Raw genomic sequence first — 24,234 nt, forward strand, 5'->3', positions numbered from 1 at the left:
ACTCCTCTTGGGCGCGTAGTTTTTTTATTGCTTTCAATTACTTTTTAATATTAGCGGGAAGTAGCTCAGCTTGGTAGAGCACTTGGTTTGGGACCAAGGGGTCGCAGGTTCGAATCCTGTCTTCCCGATTCATGACACTATTCAGATGGAATAGTGTTTTTTTGTGTATAATAAAAGAAAAAGTTCATGGAAAGGATTATCTTAAATGAAAAAAATGAATAAATGGTGGAAACGATTTTTGATTGTACTCCTAGTATTGGTGATAGGTATATTGGTGGGAAATGGGTATATAAAAAAGAATACCTATCGGGCAACTGAATCGGCTTTAATGACATCTCAATTAGGAAAAGTTGAAAATAAGATTGTGGTTTTTGAAGGTAAAAAAGAAAATCCTGCTCTTATTTTTTATCCAGGTGCTTTTGTAGAAAGAGAAAGCTATAGTATATGGGCAGAGCAAATTTCTGAAGCTGGTTATTCAGTATATTTAGTACAAATGCCATTTAATCTAGCTGTTTTAAATGCGGATGCTGCTGAGCAAGTTATAGCAGATAATCAGTTAGAGGATGTTATTTTAGTTGGTCATTCTTTAGGTGGAGTGATGGCGAGTCGATTTACACATAATCATGAAAATGTAGTTAAGGGGATTGTTTATCTAGCTAGTTATCCAGATGAAAAAGGTAGTTTGCTGGATTTTAAAGGTGCTGTGTTGTCGATTACTGGAGAAAATGATGGTGTCTTAAATCAAGAAAAATATGAAGAAGCAAAAGCGTATTTACCAAAACAAACAAGCTATCGAACTATCGCTGGTGGTAATCATGCTGGTTTTGGTAGTTATGGTGCCCAAAAAGGTGATAAAAAAGCGACGATTTCAAATGCAGACCAACAAAACAAAGTAAGTGAATTGATTATCGAGTGGTTAAACGAACAAAAAGAGTAAGAAAGCATTTTCTTTACTTAGAATATCCATTATACTTATTAGAAAGTATAAAAAAGGAGTATTTACAAATGATTCCATTTAAAAATGTATTTACAGAGTATGCTATTATTCGTGGCAAACGTTTTACAAAAAAAGATAAAATAAACTTTTTGGCGGTTTTAAAAAAAGATTTTGATTCTTTTGGTTATCCTGTAGAGGTCGTACGAAAAGAAGAAAAAATGTTAGGTGAGCGATTAAACTACCATAATTTATACGCAGGTGACTTGGAAAAAGCACAGACGGTTTTTGTGACTTACTACGATACACCTATTTTGGAGTTTAATAAAGGGAAGTACGCCCCATTTACGGTAAAAAAACCTCAATTCTTAAGTGCTTTTTTACCAACATTGCTGCTCTCGCTTTTATTTTTAATGGGTTTTTATTTTTTACTATATCCTCACGTGAAAGATGCAGGGTTATTTAGTGTTAGTGGTGGACTTACATTTGTCGTATTTTTCCTGTGGTTTTTACTCTTACAACGTGTGCATTTAGGGGTCCCGAGAAGAGAGAATTTTGTGCGAAATACATCTAGCGTACTCGCATTACGTCACTTTGCAGCCCTACATCAAGGAGATTCTCGTTATGCATTTGCCTTTGTCGATGCGGGGACAACGAATCGCGTGGGTGAAAAGATGTTGCAGCAAGTTTTGAAAAAGAAAACTAAAATTGTTTGTTTAGATGCCGTCATTGCGACACCAGAGACGTATCTTTTTACAGATCAAAAAGTGACGCCAGTAGAAAATGTCATTATTCGCCCGAAAAAGGACCTGCCAGCATGGGGGGATATTCTGATTACATCAGGTGAAGAACAAGCTGGAAAAGTGCTTGTTGATTGTAATATGAAGGTATTTGATTTATCTGAAATGGAGCAGCGTTTAGATGATTTATCAGATATTTTGGAAAGAATAGGTTAGTGATAGTTTGTACCAGCTGAGAAACTATGAGATTGCCGATTTATGATACAATAGATAAAAAACAAGGAGGCGGATTTTTGAAAGGACAAATCAGAAAAGCATTGAGTGGGTTTTACTATATCCAATCAGAGGGTGAATTATATCAAACAAGGGCGCGAGGGAATTTTCGTAATCGAAAAATCACACCCTTAGTTGGTGATGACGTAGTGTTTGAAAGTACGAATCAAACCGATGGGTATTTATTAGAAGTATTACCAAGAAAAAATGAATTAGTTCGACCAACAGTTGCCAATGTTGATCAAGGGGTGATTGTCACAAGTATGGTAGAACCTAATTTTTCTTACAATTTACTAGATCGTTTCTTGGTAACACTAGAGTATAAAGCAATTGAACCAATTATTTATTTGAGTAAAACAGATTTAGTGACAGATAAAGCAACGATTGAGGAGGTTGTTACATGCTACCGTGAAATTGGCTACACGGTGATTGCAGCAACGACAGATGATGAAGCGATTGATGAATTGCAACGTTTATTCCCTGAACGATTGACAGTCTTTATGGGCCAATCAGGAGCAGGTAAATCAACCTTGCTAAATCGCATTGTGCCAGAGTTGGACTTAGAGACAGCTGAAATTTCAGAATCATTGGGACGTGGAAAACATACAACACGCCATGTCGAATTATTGCCAATTGCTGATGGATTAGTAGCTGATACACCTGGTTTCAGTTCGATTGACTTTTTGGAGATTGAAGCCAGAGAGTTACCAAAACAGTTCCCAGAATTTGTTGCAGCTGCTAGTAATTGTCGCTTTAGAGAGTGTATGCATGTGAATGAACCGCAATGTGAAGTCAAAAAACAAGTCGAAGAAGGAAACATCGCAGCGACTCGTTATGATAATTATGTTCAGTTCTTAGAAGAAATTGAAAAACGACGCCCTGTGTATCGTAAGAAAAAATAAAAAAATTTAAGGAGGATGTTTATGAAAATCGCACCATCAATTTTGAGCGCAGACTTTGCAAATTTACAAAGAGATATTGAATTTATTGAAAAACATGGAGGGGATTATGTTCATGTTGATGTCATGGACGGACAATTTGTACCCAATATTACCTTTGGTCCGAACATTGTCAAAGCGATTCGACCAATTACCAAGTTACCTTTGGATGTGCATCTAATGATTGTCAATCCTGAAAATTATATCCAACAATTTGCAGAAGCGGGTGCAGATATTATTGGGGTTCATGTGGAAGCAACGCCTCATATTCATCGTGCGATTCAAATGATTAAGGCAAGTGGTGTACAAGCTGAAGTCGTGATTAACCCAGGAACACCTGTTGCGGCAATCCAACATGTTTTAGCGATGGTGGATCAAGTCTTAGTCATGACCGTAAATCCTGGATTCGGAGGGCAATCGTTTATTGATGAATCATTAAGTAAAATTAAGGAGCTAGCTGCTTTAAAAGAGGCAAATGGCTATCATTATGACATAGAAGTGGATGGTGGCGTTGTTCCTGAGACTGCTAAAAAATGTAAAGATGCGGGCGCAAACGTATTTGTTGCAGGTAGCTATATTTTTGATGCAGAACAACCAGAAAAACAAATCCAATTGTTGAAAGAAGCGGTTTATTAAATGGAAATTTTAATTGTTGCTGGAGCACCTGTGGAAACTTGGCCAGTATTCACTCCAACCTACGATTATTATATTGGCATTGATCGTGGGGGGCTATTTCTACAACAACAAGGACTACCACTTGATATAGCTGTCGGTGATTTTGATTCACTAAATGAAAAAGAAAGAAATCTGGTTTTTCAAACAGCGAAAGAAGTCCATCAATCACCTTCTGAAAAAGACGATACAGATACGCAATTAGGCTTGTTGATAGCTTTGCAACGCTTTCCAGAGGCTAAGATTACGTTAATTGGAGCAACTGGAGGTCGTATTGATCATTTTTTAGCTAATTTGTGGTTAGTTTTGGAGCCTCGCTTCCAACCGTTTAGCCAGCAAATTTTTTTGAAGGATATGCAAAATACCATTCAGTTTTTATTACCAGGTGAGCATACGATTTGGCAAGAACCAGACATGAAGTATTTAGCCTATTGCTGTTTGACACCTGTGTCAGCATTAACGTTAACTGAGAGTAAATATGTGCTCCATGAAGTGGATGTTATGCAACCCACTTCGTATGCTAGTAATGAATTTTTAACAAATCAAGCAAAAATTTCGTTTAAAAAAGGACTTATCGCTGTGATTCAAAGCAAAGATAAATAAGACGAGACCCCCTATATTGTTTTCTTTGAAGTTAATTTTCAAAAAAACCATTAAGAGTGGGGTCCTGTCTTTTGTTTACGCGCAATTAGTGGTACAATTTAAGCTATCAGTTTGAAACTTTAGAGGTGCGCCTGTGAAAAAATTTAATCCAAATAAAAATATAATTATTACTTTAATATTAGCAATTATTGCAGTTACTGTTTTGAGCGTCACTGTTGCCAAACGTGCAAATAATCAAAAAGCATCTTTCGGTCAAGTTGTCGTTAATGATACGGTCGGTTTTTTTGACAAGGTGCTTTATGCACCTGTACGTTGGTTTGAAAACCGTGTCGAGTCAGTGGAAAATCTTTTTGTTACTTATCAAGAAAATGAACGTTTAAAAGAAAAATTGGATAGCTATGATGAAATTGTTCAAACCAATAAAAATCAAGAACGAGAGCTAGCAGCGTTAAAAGAAGAATTAGCGTTGGATGCAACATTGGATAATTATGAAAAAATTACTGCTAATGTGATTACACGTTCACCAGATACATGGCAAGATATGTTAATTGTCGATAAAGGAGCAACCGACGGTATTGAAGTGAATATGGCCGTGATGGCGAAAAAAGGCTTAATTGGTCGTGTGATTGAAGTCAATGCTGCTTCGTCGAAAATTGAGTTATTATCATCTGCGAATCAAAGCAGCAACCACTACCCAGTAAGAATTAGTACCAAAGATGGGGAAGCTTTTGGTGTACTAAAAGGATATGATAAAGAACGAAATGCACTGGTTGTAGAACAAGTCACAGGAGAAAATAATGTAGCGAAAGATGATGTCGTTCAAACATCTGGTTTGGGTGGCAATTCTCCTGCAGGATTAAGAATTGGAACGGTCATTGATTCAGAAGTGGATAAATTCGGTTTAGATAGAAAAGTCTATGTACAGCCTTATGCAGATACGCATGATTTATCTGTTGTGACAATTATTGAGCGGACATTAGGAGACAAATAATGATTAAACGAGAAAAAATTCAATTATTTACTGGCTTTTTCTGTTTTATCGTCATGCTATTGGACGCACATTTCACCCGTGCGTTAACAGATTGGGGCCAAGTAACATACATTTGGAATACCCATCTACTATTGCTACTCTTCTTGTTTGGTGCAGCTACCATGAGCAAGCGATATATGATTACGACAGCATTGATTATTGGTAGTATTTTTGATCTCTACTACATTGGCGTTTTGGGTATTTATGCAGTAGCACTTCCATTAGTCGTTTGGTTAATGTATGTGTTGTCTGAGACCTTATATCAAAATTTATTTACGTACTTTTTTGGGATGATTATTTTAGTAACGGGTTTCGAATTAATTACGATGGGGATTCAACTCTTTTTCGACTTGACAGTAGTAAATCCGATATTTTTTGTTACTCGTTTATTAGGCCCAACGTTGTTTGTTAACATTGTTCTATTCTTTCTTTTATACTATCCATTGAAGAAACTATTCGCGAATGAGTAGTTTCTTTTTTTTTGAATTGAAATGTATTTGTAACAATTCTTTTATTCGAATGTCATATCTTTATGTTACAATTCCGTTGTTATCGAAAATTAAGTTTAATAAAAATTAAACGAATTTAAGGATTTATTAAATAAAAAAAGAAACAACACGGAGGAATAAAAATTGAAAAAACGTGTATTAACGGCATTATTAACATGTTCATTGACAATCTCTGCCTTAGCAGCTCCAACTGTTGCTTTAGCTGACAATTATGATCAACAAATCGAGCAAAAAAACAAAGAAATTTCTGATTTGAAAAACAAACAAGCAGATGTTCAATCACAAATCAGTGCATTGGAAGGCCAAATCTCAGGTATTAACGCAAAAGCAGCTGAATTAGTAGAAAAACAAGAACAATTAGCAGCAGATAGAGAAAAATTAGAGCAAGAAATTGCTGATTTAGAAGTACGCATTGAACAACGTGAAGAAACAATTCGCAATCAAGCGCGTGACGTACAAAAGAACGGTAGCGATGCTAACCTTGTCGAAGCTGTTTTAAATGCAGATTCATTAACAGATGCTATTGGTCGTGTCCAAGCTGTAACAACAATCGTTAGTGCAAACAATGAGTTAGTTGAACAACAAAAAGCTGATAAACAAGCAGTAGAAGACAAAAAAGCTGAAAATGATGCAAAATTAGCTGAAATTCATGAAAACCAAGGAATTTTAGAGCAACAAAAAGGCGAAATTCAAAAGAGTCAAGCCGATTTAGATGTGTTAACAGCAGAATTAGCTTTACAACAATCTTCTAAAGAAAGTGAAAAAGCTGGCTTAGAAGAAAGCAAAGCAAAAGCGGAAGCAGAACAAGCACGTATTGCTGAAGAAGAACGTAAAGCCGAAGAAGCTCGCAAAGCTGCAGCAGCGGCTGCTAATGAGGAACAAGCAACAGTTGTAGAAGAACAACAAACTGCACCAGCTCAGACTGAAAGTAATAACGAATCAGAAGCACCAGCAGTTGAAGAAGCAACACAACCTTCTGCACCAACAACTAACAATAACTCAAATTCAACAAATAATAACAATGTGTCTGTTGATAATGGTTCAAATGAAACTTCAACAGAACCATCAGCACCAGTTGAAGAACCAACTCCGGCTCCAACGCAACCAGTTGAGAAGCCATCAACGCCAGCACCAAAACCAACAGCACCAGCGCCATCAGGTTCAGGTAGTGCTGTAGTAGCGGAAGCATACAAATACATTGGTGTACCATATGTATGGGGCGGAAAAGATCCAAGCGGTTTTGACTGTTCAGGTTTTACTAGCTACGTTTACCGTCAAGCAACTGGACGCGAAATCGGTGGCTGGACAGTACCTCAAGAATCAGCTGGAACAAGAATCTCTGTAAGCGAAGCACAAGCAGGCGATTTATTATTCTGGGGTTCACCTGGTGGCACATCTCATGTGGCGATTTCATTAGGTGGCGGACAATACATCCATGCACCACAACCAGGTCAAACTGTAACAACTGGTTCTGTTCAATACTGGGCACCAGACTTTGCAGTACGTATGTAAGAAGATTTAAAGCTGACGAAATTTCGTCAGCTTTTTTTATGCCTTATAGTAGAAAATAGGCGACAAATAAACCAAAACTTAAAAATGGTACAAAAGGCAGTCGAATTTGCGTGATACGTAAAATTGCATAGCCACAAAAAATGACAATTGCTGAGGCACTGGCGACAAGTACTAACAGGGCAAATTGATTTAGAGTCAACCAAGGACTCCATAAAAGAAGCAGGATAAGATCGCCTAGCCCAATTGCATGTTGATAAAAAAGAGACAAGCTACTTGCCAGTACTCCGACAATTGCTAGCGTCTCCCAGTGAAACTCTTGATTTTGATAAAACATGATCCACCACAACAGTCCATGAAGTGGGTACAACAAGCGTGGTTCAACCAACCAATAAAACAAATCTGTCAGTGTCAGTAAAAAAGCCGTGGTTAACCAAACTCCTGTGATGAGTTTTGCTGATAAAGTGGGTTGCTGCCAAATAAATAGCAACAAACCACCATAAATAAGTTCCGCCCACCAAGAGATGCTGGAAAAGCGCACCTTGCAACGCTGACAGCGAAAACGTAACAATACAGCAGATAATAAGGGAATCAGTTCCCACGAACGTAAGACTTGCTGACAGTGGTCACACTGCGAACGTGACAACATAAAGGATTTTTTTTGTGGGACCCGCTGTGCCACCACACATAAAAATGAACCTAGACAAGTTCCAATGAAAAAAATAAGCATAACAATTCCTCCCTAATAGTATGTACGCAAAAATAGCTGTATTTTGTGAAAAAATTTCTATTTGAGAAGGTTTCTCAAATAAAGGCTTTTAGTGTACATTTTCATCAATCCGTACTATGCTAAATATATAGAAAATGAAGGAGGAATCAGTAATGAGATACGAAAAGACAAAAGAAATTTTAAACCAATTGGTTGCAGATTTAAGCCAATTTTCAGTGGTGATTCATCAAACTCACTGGTATATGCGTGGACCTGAATTCTTGACATTGCACCCATTGATGGATGAGTTTATGGATAAAATTAATGAACAATTAGATGTTATTTCTGAACGTTTAATCACGTTAGATGGTGCTCCTTATTCTACTTTACAAGAATTCGCTGACCATACAGGAATCAAGGATGAAGTAGGTACGTATGACCGTACAATCCCTGAACGTATGGCAAAATTAGTTGAAGGCTATCGTTATTTAGCTGACCTTTACCAAGAAGGAATTGAAGTCGCTGGTGAAGAAGGCGATGACAGCACGCAAGATATCTTTACTGGATTTAATACAGATGTTGAGAAAAAAATCTGGATGATTCAAGCAAAACTAGGTTATGCACCAAATATTGATCCAGCGCACGAAAAAGTAAACTAAGAAAAGACCAAAGAAACAGACTTTCTGAAAGTCTGTTTCTTTTTTTCATTTTATTGGTAGAAAAACGTTGACATTATGCGATATTCTCGGTATTATATTAAATGGTATTGTTTGCCCCACAAGAGCCCCGGAAACTCAAGTGTATGTCAAACATTCGAACATGAAATTGGAGGAAAAAATCTTGCGTACAACATATATGGCCAAAGCTGGCGAAGTAGAACGTAAATGGTACGTAGTAGATGCAACTGATGTTCCTTTAGGACGTCTTTCAGCAGTTGTAGCATCTGTACTACGCGGTAAAAATAAACCAACATTCACACCACATGTGGATACAGGCGATTTCGTAATCGTTATTAATGCAGACAAAGTTAAATTAACAGGTAAAAAAGCGACTGATAAAATTTACTACCGTCACTCAAATCATCCAGGAGGATTGAAATCAATCTCTGCAGGTGAATTACGTGCTAACAATTCTCGTCGTTTGATCGAAACTTCTGTTAAAGGTATGTTACCTAAAAACACTTTAGGTCGCGCTCAAGGCATGAAATTGCATGTATATGCTGAAGGAACTCATCCACATGCTGCACAACAACCAGAAGTTTTAGATATCACTAACTTAATCTAATAGGAGGGAATTTCATTGGCACAAGCACAATATACAGGCACTGGCCGTCGTAAAAATGCAGTTGCTCGCGTACGTTTAGTACCAGGAACTGGTAAAATTACTATCAACAAAAAAGATGTTACTGAATATATTCCACACGCTGACTTGCGTGAAGTTATCAACCAACCTTTCGGCGTTACTGAAACAAAAGGCGCTTACGATGTATTCGTAAACGTTAATGGTGGTGGATACGCTGGACAATCTGGCGCAATCCGTCATGGTATCGCTCGCGCGTTACTAGAAGTAGATCCTGATTTCCGTTTAGCTCTTAAACGCGCTGGATTACTTACTCGTGATGCACGTATGGTTGAACGTAAAAAACCAGGTCTTAAGAAAGCCCGTAAAGCTTCACAGTTCTCTAAGCGTTAAAAACATTTATATATCAATGTTTTCAAGAGGTGCCAAGAAATTGGTGTCTCTTGTTTTTTTGAAAATAGAGAACAAAATAGAGAGGACTTTACAGGCGTACACTTCTTTAAAAAGGAGGAAACGGTAAGTTAGAGAGGTTCCCTCTCTATATCTTAGTGTTATTTTATTCAGCCTCTCGCACTTCATTTAATCGTCTCTCAAATGCTTCGTGAGTAGAAAGATTGACCACATTTGACGTATTCACATAAATTTCTGTTGTCTTAATATCTGAATGGGTCAAAGCTTGTGAGACCTCTGCCATAGTTGCACCGCCTTCTTTTGCTAAGGTCGCAAATGTATGTCTTAGCTTATGAGGTGTTGCATGTGCAAGTTCAGGATGTCTTCGCTGAATGCTTTTCATTCGATAGTTCAAATAATCAATATGAACTGGGACATTCATTTCATTTTTACGATTTGTATAAGTAAATAGAAATTGGTTAGAAGAAGTCCGAATATTTATTTGTTTTAGCATATCTTTTTGTTGTTTTTGCCATTCTTTTAATAAAGGAAGTAAAGAAGGTGGTAGTTGGAATACTGTTCTTTTCTTCCCTTTTGTCAGGGTTATATTGCTCTCTTTATCTAGTGTTTGAACTAAAGAAATGGTTTGTTTTTCAAAATCAATGTGTTTCCATTGTAGAGCGTACGTTTCACTTTTACGATCTCCTAGGTTGATTGTAAGAAGTAACAGTAAATAGTCTTGTAAAGAGAGCGTATCATGCTCAAAATCCATGTGAATGGCATTTAACCATTTCACAAGTTCTTCTGCTGTCAATGCCTCGCCATTTAAGATTCGTTGTCTTTTTAATTGCTCTTTTTTTGGTTGTCCTACAAATTGAATGACTTTAGCCAAACGATTGTATTCAATGTATTCTAAAAGTTCTGCTACTTCAAACAATTGATTAAAGTAACTTTTTAATGCTTTAATATTTGAATAATCATTGGATTTTTTTACAAAAGTTCTCAAAACTAAATTTTTGTTATCATTCAAATAATTAAGGGAATACTCTCCAAACATTGGTAAAAGATGATTCTTGAACAAATGTTGTGTAGCTGTTTGAGTAGATGAGCTAGGAATACCTCTACTTCGTCCACTAGCACCTGATATATACATTTCCCACCAAATCGTTTCGTAAAAATTTTTAAAGGTGATTACTCCTAATGATTCTAATGAACGAGCATTTTTATCGTCCAATACTTTATTGATTTTTTTGAGAATTTCTTTTTCGTCTTTTTTCGCTAACTCCTTTGTCTTGAAAGTTTTTGTGTATTTCTTTGAGTGGATGTTAGAAAGTTGCCGAAATTCTTTGGGATAAAAAACTTCTACTTTGTAACTCCCGTTTTTTGTTTGTCTGATTGCCATTTAATTGTCACGTCCTTTAAAAAGCAAACCAGTATGCAGAAACCTACATACTGATTATACGTTTATCTTTCAACATTTCCAAGCAACCACTGATCAATTGCTTGTTTATTAAAGCGTGTAACTCCTGCTAACCTAACTTTAGGCAGTCCTGCTTCAATAAACTTATCAAGTGTATTGTTTGAAACATGGAGGTAGGTACAGGCTCCCTTTTTTGTCATATATACCTGTTCTAATCTACAGTCTTCTCTTGCACGTTCTATCTCCTTTTTTATGTGTAGGTAGACAGTAGCTTGTAACTCATTCAATTGCTCATCTGATAATGAAATAGATACAGTGTTCATACCGAATACCTCCTCAACTTACTTTCCTTCTTTTTCTAAGATAATCTTCTCTGCTTTGTAATACATAGGATTTCCAGCCATAGAGACTTCTAAATTTTCAAAGCGACATTTGACACTGTCTGATTTCATAATCGTTTCATTCGTTATAACAAGCTCTGTCCCTAAAACAGTTACTTGTGTAGATTTTTTTCTAAATTGTCCATCTAAGATAGTGACAGAATACTTGTACCCGATAATGGTTTCTGTATCAAATTTTCGTGGTCGCCCATCAGAACCTAAGATGACCTCTCCTGTTTTTTCATTTGTTCGTTCTTCTTGTTCAAATTTTGGCATGACTTCATCTAATTCAAATCGTTCTCCGATATGTGATAAATCAAAATCTCGTTGTGCTAACATTTTTGCCATAGTCATTTCCTGCTTTCTTTGATATAATATAGTCAATAAGTTTTCCTAGTCACCTGTTCGAGAGGTGGCTTTTTTTGTTCGTTCAACAATAGGCTCTACTAATTCTGTTCGTCCGTATTGAGTGGCTCTTTTTTGCAGTTCACTTGCTAAATCAGGCGGAAATAGAACCTCCTTTTCCTCGTAAACCATTCGTTCATCATGAGATAATAAGTGATTCTCAATGCAAAATAGATAAGCGTGGTATACTGCAATTGCTCCATGATGGAAATACCAATCAAATTTCTTTACCAGTCCTGATTTAGTTTTTGGAATAGAGAGGGAAAAAGGACGAGATTTTCCAAGAAATTTTACCCAAGCTCTTAAAGGAGTTTTGAACTCATCATCCGTATAAAATTTTACCTTCGCTTTTAAATATCCTTTGACTAAATCTATCAATTCAATATCTAATGCTAAATAGTGACGAACAAATTCATGGGCTTTTTCTCTTCGGAAAACAATTTCAGTTCGTATCCAAGGGGGAATATCCTTTTTTCGTACGCCTTGTTTTTTTGCTTGTTCTGCCTGTTTGTCATAAAACTTAAGGCGATCATCCGCAGAGGGTGGTTTTAGATAAACAGTCATCCCTTTTTCCTTTGTCTCAAGCCCATACACATCAAAATAGGTGCTTTTCCCATAAATAAATCGTTTTTTTCTACAAATCTTCATTAACTGCTGAGGAGTGAAATAAGGAATAGTATTCCAATCATCAATTGCTGGGTCAACTCGAGTAATCCTGAATTGATTTTCATATACTTGAAACAAATTCAGTAGAAAGTCTTTCACCGTCAATTTCATTTTGCCAAGCACTTCTGTTCGATAAAATTCTAATGCTTCTCCACTCATTACCAACATACAATCCAATTTTTGTTCAGATGAATCAAAGTAAATACGGATGGCTCCATATTCTACTACATGATCATAGTCATAATGTTCTAGTTTTCCTTGTTTTAAGAAAAAATAGTCACTGGGAATACCTAAAACATTGTGAATAATTGTATCCAGAGGCTCATTAATGAATAACTGAATTTGAATCCAATCAAATAGCGCTCGCAAGTTATTCTGAGATGCCAAGTCATCAATCACCTCCTTTTTCTGAGACTACCATTGAAAAAAAGTGAGGGTACTTTTTTTGCCAAAATGGATTGTCTAGAAACGCTGATGTAACAGTATTATCCATTGATTTCAATCTAGTCTAGAGGGTGGTGTTACTACACACCCTCATTGGCGAGAACGTTCGCTAACCCATGACAGCACTTTTGACCCTGCGTCGCTTTGTGCGCCCTCGGTCAAAATCTGCCTAGGGTGACGCCCGCTCCCGCCAATAGTTTTTTAGGCTTCCCTTACTTTTAAGCGCTTGTTCTAGCTTTTCGAGTCGTTGAGTCAACCGATAGTTTTCTTGCGCAAAACGAATTTTCTGTTGTTCTAGCTCATGTATTCGGCTATTGTGAGAATTAACAATCTTTTGAACCCGTTGAATAGTAGTTGTTAAGCGTTCATTTATGCGTGGTAGTGTCAGTTGTTGCTCATTCTTGAATGCTTGTTGGATGGCATTATTCAGTCCTAATTTTGCTTTGTTTGAAGCGATAAATTGAAATTTTTGAATGTCTTCTTCTGTGTAAGCAAGAAACCGAACTTGCGTGTGTTTGTAGCCAACATTCATATGGTCGTATTCAAATATGGCGTCGCATAAATTTATTGCACGTTCTGTCCAACGCCTTAGGGTGCGAGTAGAGTTTAGATTCGTTACCTGTTCAACGACTTGTCTGCTTGTATAAGGCATATTTTTTCCCTCCTTTCAATTTTTCTCATTTAGCTATCTAAATTTAAAGAAACATGTTAGAATAAATCTGTAATCTCCAAATAGGTATAATTAATAATATACCTATTTGGAGATAATGTCAATGGAAAAATGGAGAAGGTGTAGAAATGTTTAAAGAGAGATTAAAAAATTTACGATTGGCACAAGGAATGACACAAGTTGAAGTGGCAAGTGCTTTAGGCATTAGTCAACCTAACTTTAGGCGTTGGGAAGCAGGCGAAAGAGCACCATCGAGTGAAACACTGGAACGATTAGCGGACTTTTTTCATGTGTCTACAGACTATCTTTTAGGAAGAACAGATTCTAAAGAGAGTGTAGCAACCTATGTACCAACTGACAGAGGACAGAAATACGTTTGGAATGTTGGGATGTCTGACAATGCCACAGAGATGCTTACCTATGCTGTAAGAAACTTAAAGGAACGAGTACAAGATGATCTTTACATCATTTGTGAGCTGCATAATAAAATGAGCTGGACAGATTTAGATAAAAATAGGGATGAGTACTTTACTGAAGCGCAATTTAGAGATGAATTAAATTGGGTACGGCGCTATCTTGAAGCAGAAGATATCTCTATCTCTAATTCCTTATTTTGTGGTTGGGTGAAACAATATAGTATGAAAAAGCGATTTGATAATGAGCAAGAGGTGTTAGATTTTTTAGAAAAGGAATGAATGGAAAGGATTATTGAGTAAAAAATGGCAGTGAGCTATTGGGATGTGTGGAAGAATATTCTCTAAGGGGAAAAACAGTAAGTTAGAGGTGGAGGGTTGAAAAAAACTATAGATGGTCCGTCGGAGTAATTGTAGTTATTTTAGTATCTTGTTGCTTACTGTAAAAACTAAGATTCAAACTGACTTTGAAGACTTCTTATGAAATATTTCGTATTGGTAGACTGGCAAAAGACATTGAATTAATACTTTCGATTGTGTAAAAGAGTTTTTTTATTGGCAATCTAGGTGCAATCAAATTGAAATTTTTTTAACGGATACGAAAACACTTTCATAATATAGGGAAATGAACATTCTAATGGCTTACTTTGGAAACTTCTCCTAAATCCATGGATTTAGGAGAAGTTTCCGAATCTTTCATTCAGAGTGCTGTTTCTAAAAGAAACCATATATTTAGAAAATCATTGTACTACAAGACACCATTAGAAGTATTTTTGAGTTATATGAGGCACGATGATGTGACATATTAAAAAATATGAAATCAAATTTGGCGTAACTTTGATTTATTTGAATGGATATAAAACGGCTCCAGAAAGTCTTGAGTTGAGAAACATTTAAATTTTTAGAATTTAAAACAAAATTCGAAATTCTTTTGGTGTATAACAAGTCTTTTCTTTAAACAGTTTTCCAAAATGACTTTGATTACTAAAATGAAGGATTTCCGAGATATCTTTAAGGGCAATTTCAGTATTACTTAACAAATATTGAGCTTCATTTATTCTTGCATCAATGATGAATTGACGCAAAGAAGTATTTGTTTCCTTTTTAAATAATGATGAAAGATATGCTGGATGGACTGATACATAGTCGGCTATATCTTCATTGTTTATAGGTTGGTACAGATTCCTACTGACAAATTCTATCGCTTTATTGACAATTTCTGACGTATAAATCGTTGCTCTTGTCTGAAGCAATATGGAAAATTCTAATATTAAGTAATTAAGAAAAGTCGAAATTTCATGAACCTCTTCAATTTCATCCATTTTTTGAATCAGTTGGTCTGATAATCGATAAGCTAAATTTGGCGCGCATCCTTGTTTAATAGAAGCACGAGTAAGTAAGGTGATTAATGAAACAAGTCTATATTTTTTTTCTTGTAACTTATCGCGAGACAATGTTGTTTGATTGATCTGAATAAGATTGTTTACTAATTTATTTAAAGCCGCTAGATTATCTGATTTTAACTGATTCATAAAAAAATTTTCTAATTGATAATTATCTAAAAAATCATGAGGTGCGTCCATCGTTTCCGCTATGGAAACATCTTTTTCTAAAGCTAAAGATGTAAAGTTTTCTGATTCCTCAATTTCCTTCACTGCATAGTTATTCTGATTTTTAAGTATAGCAATACTTGCACCAATTTTTTGATAAAGTTGAGTCCAATCTGTTTTATTCCAGTGTGTTTGCTCGTGTTTTTTTAAAATAAGAACAAGTAAATAGTTATCTTGCTCTAACTCATAACGTACAGTTACAAAAATCAACCCCCTAAAATGCTTTAAAACAATTGTCTCAGGTTCAGCGATACGCCAAAGATTTTTTGTGAAAGAAGTCAAAACATAGGTATCATCAATACCAGATTCAAAAATACAAACCTTCTCTTTAAATAATGCAAAGGGACTATTAAAAATAGAGCGGATCAAATTCATTTTATCAAGCATAATTTCACTTCCATATTCTAAAAAAAATAATAAATATATTTAAATTATAATATAAAACAAGCGCTTTCTCCATTATAATAAACAAGAATTATAGAAGGGAGAAGAAATAAATGAGACAATTTCCGAAAAATTTTTTATGGGGGGCATCTACAAGCGCTTATCAAGTTGAAGGAGCATGGAATGAAGATGGCAAAGAACCATCCGTTCAAGATATTAGAGAGCCTTTTCCAAATACAACTGATTTTAAAGTTGCAGCGGATCACTATCATCATTACAAAGAAGATATAAAACTTTTTAAAGAATTAGGATTAAAAGGTTATCGATTTTCAATTGCGTGGACACGGATCATGCCATATGGAAAAATCAATGAACAAGGGATAAAGTTTTATGATGATTTAATCAATGAATTAATTGAAAATGATATTGAGCCGGTTCCAACGGTATTCCACTTTGACTTACCAGCTTCATTACATGAAAAAGGTGGCTGGAGTAACCGTGAGACAATAGATGCTTTCGTCACGTATTGTAAAGTTCTATTTGATCGATTTGGTGATCGTGTTAAGTATTGGCAAACAATTAATGAACAAAATATGCTTGTTTTTGCTGGAAAAGTACTTGATGGAAATCAAGCAAGTTGGAAAACTATATTTCAAGGCAATCATCATATGTTAGTAGCGCAAGCTAAAGCTATGAAAGTCTATCATGAGGGAAACTACGGCGGAAAAATTGGTCCTGCTCCAAATATTGCCTGTGTATATCCAAAATCAGAAAAACCAGAAGATATGTTAGCTGCAGAATATATGAGTGCATTTAGAAACTGGCTATTTTTAGATGCAGCGGTTTATGGAGTTTATAATCATATGGCGATGAAGATTTTAAAAGCTTTAGATGCAGAGCCTGAAATTACTGAAGAAGATCGTAAAATAATGAAAGAAAACACAGCTGATTTTATTGCATTTAACTACTATAATTCTATGACTGTTTCAGCAGCTGAAGATAATACAGACGCTCAAAGTAAAGACCAACAATCCGGTTTTTCAATCGCAGGATTCTTTAAATCTGAGACAAATGATCACCTGAAGACAACTGAATTTGCTAACTGGCCTATAGATCCAATAGGTTTACGAGTTACAGCAAACCAAATTTATGACCGCTATCGTCTACCGCTTTTAATTACTGAAAATGGTTTAGGGCAAGAAGATACTATGACAGAAGATGGAAAAATTCACGACCAATATCGAATCGACTATTTGAAAGCACATATTGAGCAAGTAGGCTTGTCTATTGAAGATGGTGTTGAATTTTTAGGTTATTGTCCATGGAGTGCGATTGATTTGATCAGTACGCATGAAGGATTTAGAAAACGCTATGGTTTTGTTTACATTAACCGTGATGATTTTGATCTTAAAGATCTTAGCCGTCATAAAAAAGATAGTTTTTTATGGTATCAGCAAGTAATTAACAATAATGGCATAGGGTTGTAGGTGAAAAATTTGAAAAAATATGCTGGAATAGATATAGGTGGATCATTTATTAAATATGGAATTGTCAATGAAACGGGTGAGATCATATTTTCAGATAAATATCCAACAGATCGTAAAGATCCCGAAGCTGTACTTGATCGATTAACTCAAATCATTCTTCGATTAAAAGCAGATTATGGGATTGAACAAGTTGGTATTAGTATTCCTGGCGTGATTAATCGAGAAAATAGATTAATCACGTCAGGTGCAATCGATAATTTGTACTTGTATGATGTGAGTCGTATTCTTTCAGAAAAAACGCAAACACAGATATTGTTGACAAATGATGCGAATGCCATTGCCTATGCTGAAAAATGGTTGGGTGCAGGTAAAGACTGTGATAATTTTGTTTGTTTACCTTTAGGAACAGGTGTAGGCGGTTCAATTGTGATTGATGGAAAAGTAATTAAAGGACGCGTTGGTGCAGCGGGAGAATTTGGTATGGTTCTTATGGGGTTAGGCAAAACTGAACCAGTCGGGTATGAATCTTCTAGTTTTTATTGCGGAGCAATTGCTGGATTATGCCGCATATATAATTACAAGTTAGGTCAAAAGGATTTTACTAAATGGGAACGTGATATTGAAACGATACTAGCATCAGCCGAGAATGGGCAAAAAGAAGCGATTGAAAGCTTTGATGAATTTTATCAAAATGTTGCAGTACTACTGTTGAACATTCGTGTGTCACTGGATCCGGAAAAAATTTTAATCGGAGGTGGAATAAGCGAAAATAAGACAATTATGCAAGGGATTCAAACCGCTGTTGAACAATTAGTTACAAGATACACAGATATGTCTGCCATAGGTTTTCCAGAAATTATGTCGTCTACATTAGGAAACACTGCTGGAATGATAGGGGCAGTATCACAATTTGTTGAAGGAGAAAAATAACATGAAAAACATGGAAAAATTTATTGATAAGTTTTTTGGTCCGATTGCATTGTATATGAATAGTAGCCCATTTTTTAGAGCATTGACAGATGCTTTCATGAGAATGACATCGCTAACATTGGGTGCATCAGTGTTAATGATTATTGGTTTTTTCCCTATTCCAGCTTGGCAAAATTGGTTGGTTACAGTAGGAATTTATGAAGATTTTGTTGCTGTTCAAAATGCAACAATTAATGCATTAGGCTTGTTTTTAGCTTTTACGTTTGCTTATAGTTTTGTAAAAATCAATGCGCCAAAGTATAATCCGTTAGTTTCAGGTTTGCTATCTTTAGCAGGTTTTATGATACTTATTCCTCAAAAATATATCCTTTATACAATTAATGGTGCAATAGAAGAATTACCTAGTCAGGCAACGATTCAAGCGACGAAAGAATTGAATGCCTTTTCAACTGACTATATTGGTGCATCTGGTATTTTAGTTGCTATTATTATCGGGTATTTAATTGCCAGAATTTATATTTATTTGAACAAAAAACATTTTGTTGTCAAACTTCCGGAAAGCGTTCCAACAAATGTGGCAGAATCACTAAGCCCGACATTTATTGCGGGAGCGATTATGATCATAGTATTTGTGATTCGTTTAGTATTTAAGTATACTCCATTCTTGTCAAACTATGGGAATATCTTTGCCTTTATTACAGGAGTTATTCAAACACCATTGCAAGATATCGTGGGATCACCACTTTCATTAATTTTAATTCTATCACTGGCTAATTTTTTCTGGTATTTTGGTATCCATCCCCAAGTTGTCTACAGTGTAATTACACCGATTGTTATTGCAAATAGTACAGCAAATATTGTGGCATATACGTCGGGAGAAACAGTACCATATTTGATGTTTGCAGTAGTTGGAGTTGCATGTGGTACAGGGTTTGGCGGACAGGGAGCAACGTTAGGTTTAGTTATTTCTATGATGAGAGCAAAATCTCAACGATATAAAGAAATGTTCAAATTGACAGCGGTTCCTTCAATATTCAATATTAACGAGCCTTTGATTTTCGGAATGCCAATCATCATGAACCCAATCTTCTTTATTCCAATGGCAATCGGACCTTTAGTGATGGGGTTATCAGCATGGGGATTAACTTCTTTGATTGATTTAAGTAATTACAATCCAACAATAGCTTTCCCTTGGACAACGCCTGCATTAGTTACGATGATTTTCCGCGGCGGCATCAGCTTATTTTTAGTAGGTGTTGTTTGCTTGGCAATCAGTGTGCTAATTTGGTATCCATTCTTTAAAGTAGCCGATCAAAAAGCGCTTGCTGATGAAAAGAAATTAGCAGAAGAAGAAAAAAAAGAAAAAACTTCTAGTACTTTGGTAACAGAATAAAAAAGTGTGCGGCATCTTTTATAGATGTTCAAAAAAAATAAGAAGACAGAAGAATGTAGCCGATTGTTCGGAATCACTTCTGTCTTTACCTATTATGGAGGAAAGATATGGGAGTACTTGGCGTTAGTTTATATCCGGAGAAGACAGATTATGAAAAAGATAAAGCTTACTTAGAAGTAGCAAAAAAATACGGTTTTTCGCGAATATTTATGAACTTATTATTATTCGAGGCACAAAAAGTAGAAGTAATTCTTGAGCGTTTAGAAAAAACAATCACTTATGGCAATCATTTAGGCTTTGAAACATATATTGATGTTAATCCTTATACATTGAAAGCTTTAAATATACAACCAAATGAATTGTCCTATTTTGCCGATTTAGGTGTAAAAGGAATACGTTTAGATATGGGATTTACTGGAAAAGAAGAAGCAGCCATGACTAAAAATTCTCTTGATTTAAAAATTGAAATCAATATGAGTAATGATGATCACTACTTAGAACGAATTTTCGATTATAATCCTAATCGAAATCAGTTGGTAGGATGTCATAATTTTTTCCCTCAAGCATATACAGGATTATCTATTGAGCATTTTATCCATTGTTCAAAGCGCTTTTTAGAAAAAAATTTACGTACGGCAGCTTTTGTTACATCTCAAACAGGTGAAATTGGCCCTTGGCCTCTACATGAAGGACTATGTACAATCGAAGAGCACCGTAAGTTATCCATTGGCGCACAAGTTAAGCATATGAAATGTTTAAATGTGGTCGATGATCTTATTATAGGGAATGCTTACGCTTCAGAGACAGAGCTTAAAGAAATGAGTGAAGCATTCTTTGAGAACGAACTTACATTATCAGTTATTCCAGAGCATGGTATTTCTGAATTGGAGCAAAAGATTATTGAAGAATCAGTTCATACGTATCGCGGTGATCGCTCTGAATATATGATTCGTTCCTCTATGCCTCGTTTTACTTATCGAAAGGAGTCTATCCCAAAAAAAGAACAATCAGATGTGATTAAACGAGGGGACGTCTTAATTTTAAATGAGGACTATGGTCAGTATAAAGGGGAAGTGCAAATTGCATTAAAGGATCGACCGAAGGATTCACGAGTGAACAAAATAGGGCATATTGCACCGGAAGATCAGTTGTTGTTAGAAGGGTTGCAACCATATACTAGTTTCTCATTAAAAATAAATAGATGAAAGAAGGCTAAGTATGAAAAAAATTTATTTTTTTTGTTAGGGTGTGTTGCGTTAATGTTTTTTAGTGCTTGTGGAAATAATCAGATTAAAAAAAATAGTGAAAAACAAACAGAAAAATCTCAGTATTGGCTGACAACATGGAGTCAGGCGCAAAAAGGAATAGGATTGTTTCCTGTCAATGATAATGGACGTACGGTAGAATACCAAATTCCAATACAAAATTCTGGAGACAAAATCAAACTTACTTTAGGAAATTATTATAGTGAAGAATCGCTTAAAATAGACAATGTTTCTATCTCAACGAAAAAGAACGAGGAATTCAAAAAAGTTACAGTTGAGGAAAAGCAGGAATTTACAATTAAAGCCAAAGAATTGGTAAAAACAGACCCGATTGATCTAGCAATTAACAGTGGTGAGTCTGTGTATGTAAGAATTTAGGTTCTGTTGCAAAGTTTTAAATAAAGAATAAAATCCCTTACGGTATCTATGATTTAAGCTGGGATTCCCAATAATACCTTGATTTCAGTACAGACCGAAAACCCGAAGAGAGTGCCTTCTTTTCGGGTTTTCTTATATAATCCTCGGATGGCTTCCATGCCTTTAATCGTGGTAGAGGCAGTGCGTAAACTTCGATAGAATTTATTGCGTCTCTTTACTGGACGATGGTCTTGTTCAATCAAATTATTCAGGTATTTAATGGTACGATGTTCTGTCCCTTGATAAAAACCGTATTCTTTTAGTTTCTTAAAGGCACTTGTAATAGAGGGGGCTTTATCTGTGACTACAACCTTCGGTTCATCAAACTGCTTCACTAACCGCTTAAGAAAAGCATAGGCTGCTTGTGTGTCCCGTTTTTTACGTAACCAAATATCCAAGGTTAAACCATCTGCATCGATGGCTCGATACAAATAATGCCATTTTCCTTTAATTTTGATGTACGTTTTTCCATGAATAAAAGGATTTTTTATTTTTCTTTTTCCAAATTTGATAGAGTAGTTTGCCATATTCTTGCACCCAACGATAAATCGTCGTATGAGAAACGTTAATGCCACGATCATATAAGATTTCTTGAACTTCACGATAGCTAAGGTTATAACGAAGATAGTAGCCCACGGCTACAATAATCATATCCTGCTGAAATTGCTTTCCTTTAAAATGATTCATCGTCATTCCTCCTGCTATCTTTTTCTAATATTCTACCTTATTTGATAGTAGATTTAAAACTTTGCGACAGAACCACAAAAGGTTTCGATTTTAATTCGTTCAGAATAGGTTATACTAGACAAAAGATCAGCTCCTAAAAGATGTGTTTGTGGTAAACACCATTTTAAGGGAAGCTGATCTTTTTTGCCCGAACAGCGTCGGATTAATTTTACAATCTAACTATTAACCAAAATATCAAAAAAAGTGTATCATTGAAAGCATAATAATTAAAACGTTTTTTACAAACGTTATAGAGGGGAAAAGTTAATATGAACTTAGTCGAAGAACTAGTCAATGTTGTTGGTAAAAAAAATGTTATTACTAACAAAGCAAAATCTTTACGTTTTAGGAAAGGGTACCGCTCAGGTAAGGGCGATGCAGTTGCAGTCGTATTTCCAACCACTTTAATGGCAATGTGGCGTGTGCTTAATGTTTTGCATGATAACAATATTATCATTATTATGCAAGCAGCCAACACTAGTTTGACTGAGGGATCCGTACCAGCCCCAGGTTATGACCGTTCTGCAGTTGTTGTGAACGGCATGAAAATTAAAGATTTACAGTTAATCAATAATGGGGAACAAGTACTAGCATTCCCCGGTACGACACTGTTTCACTTAGAAAATGAATTGCGACCACTTAAACGTGAACCACATTCAGTCATTGGCTCATCTAATTTGGGTGCATCGGTCATTGGTGGTATTAACAACAATTCTGGTGGTGCTTTGATCAGAAGAGGTCCAGCTTATACAGAGCTATCATTGTATGTTTGGATTGATGAACATGACGAAATGCACTTAGTTAACCATTTAGGCATTGATTTGGGCAAAACGCCCGAAGAGATTATTACTAATTTGCAGAACCGCAATTTTGATTTGAATCAAGTACCAGCTACTGAACATCATGGTTCAATGTTCCATCATGAACAGGTTGTGCGTGACGTTGAATCTGATAAGCCTATTCGATACAATGCAAATCCTAAAGAATTGTATGAAGTATCTGGATCGTCCGGTCACGTTGCGGCATTGGCTGTCCGCTTAGATACATTCCCAATGGATAAAAAAACACAAATGTTTTACATTGGAACGAATAATCCCGATGAGTTGGAAGATATTCGTCGCCATATTATGACGACATTCAAAGAATTGCCTGTTTCTGGTGAATATATGCATAAAAATGCTTATAAATTGGCCAAGAAATATGGTAAAGACTCACTAATTGTGATTGAAAAAATTGGTACGGGTCATTTGCCCCAAATGTTTGCGCTAAAAGCATGGGGCGAACGCTTTTTGAAGCACATTCCGTTTTTCAAACCTTATTTCCCAGATCGTTTGCTTCAAACATTAAGTAATTTATTTCCTAATCAAATGCCAAAGCGGTTAGATGATTATTACGAAAAGTACGACCATTACCTACAATTGAAAATGGCAGATAATGGTATTGAAGAAGCGCGAGAGTATCTCAAATCTTATTTTGACAAAGCCAGTGGCGACTACTTTGAAGCCGATGCCAATGAGACTAGTAAAGCGGCAACTCACCGCTATGTAACAGCTGGGGTTGCGATTCGATATCAAGAATTAAAACAGGATAGTATTGACATTTTGCCACTAGATATCGCGTTGGCAAGTAATGATTATAAGTGGTTCGAGCATTTGCCTAAAGAGATTGAAGACAAAATAGAACACAAAATTTATTATGGTCACTTACTTGATCACGTTATGCACCAGGATTATATTCTAAAATCTGGCGTCGATGCGCATGAACTTAAAAAAGAAATGCTTAAAATTTTGGATGAGCGTCACGCTGTTTATCCAGCCGAACACAATGTTGGGCATCTATATTTGGCAGCACCGGCCTTAATCAAGCACTATAGGAAAAATGATCCAACTAATAGTTTCAACCCTGGCATTGGTAAACAAACAATGTCTAAATATTGGGGCGAATACTAAAATAAAAAGTTTGTTAAAAAATAACCGTTATCGTCATTTGTCGATTCTATAGTGACCCCCAAAATATAG

The 24,234-nt window shown here is 35.8% G+C and carries 25 protein-coding genes, 1 tRNA gene and 2 pseudogenes; 20 read left to right on the plus strand and 8 right to left on the minus strand.

What is annotated here, in order from left to right; genetic code table 11:
* Positions 1 to 54: 54 nt before the first annotated feature.
* From BAU17_RS13380 to BAU17_RS13420, 9 genes are all read left to right on the plus strand, one after another.
* Positions 55 to 128 (plus strand) — tRNA-Pro (locus tag BAU17_RS13380).
* 86 nt (positions 129 to 214) lie between these two features.
* Positions 215 to 937, plus strand: a complete 723-nt coding sequence (locus BAU17_RS13385; protein WP_161903350.1) for an alpha/beta fold hydrolase — start codon at positions 215 to 217, stop codon at positions 935 to 937.
* A 68-nt stretch (positions 938 to 1,005) separates the two neighbouring features.
* Positions 1,006 to 1,890, plus strand: coding sequence for a hypothetical protein (locus BAU17_RS13390; RefSeq protein WP_161903326.1), 885 nt, complete (start codon positions 1,006 to 1,008; stop codon positions 1,888 to 1,890).
* Positions 1,891 to 1,916: 26 nt separating this feature from the next.
* On the plus strand, positions 1,917 to 2,849 hold the full coding sequence (gene rsgA, locus BAU17_RS13395) for a ribosome small subunit-dependent GTPase A (protein WP_161903327.1): 933 nt from the start codon (positions 1,917 to 1,919) through the stop codon (positions 2,847 to 2,849).
* A 21-nt stretch (positions 2,850 to 2,870) separates the two neighbouring features.
* Positions 2,871 to 3,521, plus strand: a complete 651-nt coding sequence (gene rpe, locus BAU17_RS13400) for a ribulose-phosphate 3-epimerase (RefSeq protein WP_161903328.1) — start codon at positions 2,871 to 2,873, stop codon at positions 3,519 to 3,521.
* Positions 3,522 to 4,160: a thiamine diphosphokinase gene (locus BAU17_RS13405; RefSeq protein ID WP_161903329.1), complete on the plus strand. Its 639-nt coding sequence runs from the start codon at positions 3,522 to 3,524 to the stop codon at positions 4,158 to 4,160. It begins immediately after the preceding gene.
* Positions 4,161 to 4,293: 133 nt separating this feature from the next.
* On the plus strand, positions 4,294 to 5,151 hold the full coding sequence (gene mreC, locus BAU17_RS13410; protein WP_161903330.1) for a rod shape-determining protein MreC: 858 nt from the start codon (positions 4,294 to 4,296) through the stop codon (positions 5,149 to 5,151).
* On the plus strand, positions 5,151 to 5,660 hold the full coding sequence (gene mreD, locus BAU17_RS13415; protein ID WP_161903331.1) for a rod shape-determining protein MreD: 510 nt from the start codon (positions 5,151 to 5,153) through the stop codon (positions 5,658 to 5,660). The genes mreC and mreD overlap by 1 nt, the downstream gene beginning before the upstream one ends.
* A 162-nt stretch (positions 5,661 to 5,822) precedes the next feature.
* Positions 5,823 to 7,211: a C40 family peptidase gene (locus tag BAU17_RS13420; protein WP_161903332.1), complete on the plus strand. Its 1,389-nt coding sequence runs from the start codon at positions 5,823 to 5,825 to the stop codon at positions 7,209 to 7,211.
* Positions 7,212 to 7,254: 43 nt separating this feature from the next.
* Here BAU17_RS13420 and BAU17_RS13425 read toward each other — a convergent pair whose 3' ends face one another.
* Positions 7,255 to 7,938: a prepilin peptidase gene (locus BAU17_RS13425; protein ID WP_161903333.1), complete on the minus strand. Its 684-nt coding sequence runs from the start codon at positions 7,936 to 7,938 to the stop codon at positions 7,255 to 7,257.
* A 152-nt stretch (positions 7,939 to 8,090) separates the two neighbouring features.
* Between BAU17_RS13425 and BAU17_RS13430 the strand changes: the two genes are divergently transcribed.
* The 3 genes from BAU17_RS13430 to rpsI all read left to right on the plus strand — a co-directional run bounded on the left by BAU17_RS13430 (position 8,091) and on the right by rpsI (position 9,609).
* A complete protein-coding gene (locus BAU17_RS13430; protein WP_161903334.1) occupies positions 8,091 to 8,576 on the plus strand; it encodes a Dps family protein in 486 nt (161 codons plus the stop codon).
* A 178-nt stretch (positions 8,577 to 8,754) separates the two neighbouring features.
* Complete coding sequence (gene rplM / locus BAU17_RS13435; RefSeq protein WP_325166845.1) at positions 8,755 to 9,201, plus strand: 50S ribosomal protein L13; 447 nt, start codon at positions 8,755 to 8,757, stop codon at positions 9,199 to 9,201.
* A gap of 15 nt (positions 9,202 to 9,216) precedes the next feature.
* Positions 9,217 to 9,609 carry a 30S ribosomal protein S9 gene (gene rpsI / locus BAU17_RS13440; protein ID WP_161903336.1) on the plus strand — a complete coding sequence of 131 codons (393 nt, stop codon included), beginning with the start codon at positions 9,217 to 9,219 and terminating at the stop codon, positions 9,607 to 9,609.
* Positions 9,610 to 9,772: 163 nt separating this feature from the next.
* Here the strand turns inward: rpsI and BAU17_RS13445 are convergent, their stop codons facing one another.
* From BAU17_RS13445 to BAU17_RS13465, 5 genes are all read right to left on the minus strand, one after another.
* Positions 9,773 to 11,008: a tyrosine-type recombinase/integrase gene (locus tag BAU17_RS13445; RefSeq protein ID WP_161903337.1), complete on the minus strand. Its 1,236-nt coding sequence runs from the start codon at positions 11,006 to 11,008 to the stop codon at positions 9,773 to 9,775.
* Between the two features lie 62 nt (positions 11,009 to 11,070).
* Positions 11,071 to 11,349, minus strand: coding sequence for a helix-turn-helix domain-containing protein (locus BAU17_RS13450; RefSeq protein WP_161903338.1), 279 nt, complete (start codon positions 11,347 to 11,349; stop codon positions 11,071 to 11,073).
* Between the two features lie 18 nt (positions 11,350 to 11,367).
* Positions 11,368 to 11,754, minus strand: a complete 387-nt coding sequence (locus BAU17_RS13455; protein WP_161903339.1) for a hypothetical protein — start codon at positions 11,752 to 11,754, stop codon at positions 11,368 to 11,370.
* A 45-nt stretch (positions 11,755 to 11,799) separates the two neighbouring features.
* The gene (locus BAU17_RS13460; RefSeq protein ID WP_161903340.1) at positions 11,800 to 12,876 is read right to left on the minus strand and encodes a replication initiation factor domain-containing protein; all 1,077 of its coding nucleotides are present in this window, start codon (positions 12,874 to 12,876) and stop codon (positions 11,800 to 11,802) included.
* A 214-nt stretch (positions 12,877 to 13,090) separates the two neighbouring features.
* Positions 13,091 to 13,573 (minus strand): hypothetical protein, encoded by a 483-nt coding sequence (locus BAU17_RS13465; protein WP_161903341.1) that lies wholly within the window; start codon positions 13,571 to 13,573, stop codon positions 13,091 to 13,093.
* Between the two features lie 146 nt (positions 13,574 to 13,719).
* Here BAU17_RS13465 and BAU17_RS13470 point away from each other — a divergent pair, with 146 nt between their 5' ends.
* The gene (locus tag BAU17_RS13470; protein WP_161903342.1) at positions 13,720 to 14,286 is read left to right on the plus strand and encodes a helix-turn-helix domain-containing protein; all 567 of its coding nucleotides are present in this window, start codon (positions 13,720 to 13,722) and stop codon (positions 14,284 to 14,286) included.
* A gap of 244 nt (positions 14,287 to 14,530) precedes the next feature.
* Positions 14,531 to 14,813 (plus strand): annotated as a pseudogene (locus BAU17_RS14260) (IS30 family transposase); the annotation flags it as partial.
* 99 nt (positions 14,814 to 14,912) lie between these two features.
* Here BAU17_RS14260 and BAU17_RS13475 read toward each other — a convergent pair.
* On the minus strand, positions 14,913 to 16,001 hold the full coding sequence (locus tag BAU17_RS13475; RefSeq protein WP_161903343.1) for a helix-turn-helix domain-containing protein: 1,089 nt from the start codon (positions 15,999 to 16,001) through the stop codon (positions 14,913 to 14,915).
* Positions 16,002 to 16,111: 110 nt separating this feature from the next.
* Here BAU17_RS13475 and BAU17_RS13480 point away from each other — a divergent pair, with 110 nt between their 5' ends.
* The 5 genes from BAU17_RS13480 (at position 16,112) to BAU17_RS13500 (ending at position 21,451) form a co-directional block, all read left to right on the plus strand.
* Entirely contained in the window at positions 16,112 to 17,485 is a 1,374-nt protein-coding gene (locus BAU17_RS13480) for a glycoside hydrolase family 1 protein (protein WP_161903344.1), read from the plus strand.
* A 9-nt stretch (positions 17,486 to 17,494) separates the two neighbouring features.
* A complete protein-coding gene (locus BAU17_RS13485; RefSeq protein WP_161903345.1) occupies positions 17,495 to 18,415 on the plus strand; it encodes an ROK family protein in 921 nt (306 codons plus the stop codon).
* A 1-nt stretch (position 18,416) separates the two neighbouring features.
* A complete protein-coding gene (locus BAU17_RS13490) occupies positions 18,417 to 19,808 on the plus strand; it encodes a PTS sugar transporter subunit IIC (protein ID WP_161903346.1) in 1,392 nt (463 codons plus the stop codon).
* 107 nt (positions 19,809 to 19,915) lie between these two features.
* Positions 19,916 to 21,013, plus strand: a complete 1,098-nt coding sequence (locus tag BAU17_RS13495) for a DUF871 domain-containing protein (protein WP_161903347.1) — start codon at positions 19,916 to 19,918, stop codon at positions 21,011 to 21,013.
* A 54-nt stretch (positions 21,014 to 21,067) separates the two neighbouring features.
* The gene (locus tag BAU17_RS13500) at positions 21,068 to 21,451 is read left to right on the plus strand and encodes a hypothetical protein (protein WP_161903348.1); all 384 of its coding nucleotides are present in this window, start codon (positions 21,068 to 21,070) and stop codon (positions 21,449 to 21,451) included.
* 53 nt (positions 21,452 to 21,504) lie between these two features.
* Here BAU17_RS13500 and BAU17_RS13505 read toward each other — a convergent pair.
* Positions 21,505 to 22,177, minus strand: a pseudogene (locus BAU17_RS13505) (IS6-like element IS1216 family transposase).
* 308 nt (positions 22,178 to 22,485) lie between these two features.
* Here BAU17_RS13505 and dld point away from each other — a divergent pair.
* Positions 22,486 to 24,165, plus strand: coding sequence for a D-lactate dehydrogenase (gene dld / locus BAU17_RS13510; protein WP_161903349.1), 1,680 nt, complete (start codon positions 22,486 to 22,488; stop codon positions 24,163 to 24,165).
* The last annotated feature ends 69 nt before the right edge of the window (positions 24,166 to 24,234 follow it).

Origin of the sequence: Candidatus Enterococcus willemsii, assembly GCF_009933335.1 — a bacterium.
Classification (GTDB): Bacteria; Bacillota; Bacilli; order Lactobacillales; family Enterococcaceae; genus Enterococcus_F; species Enterococcus_F willemsii.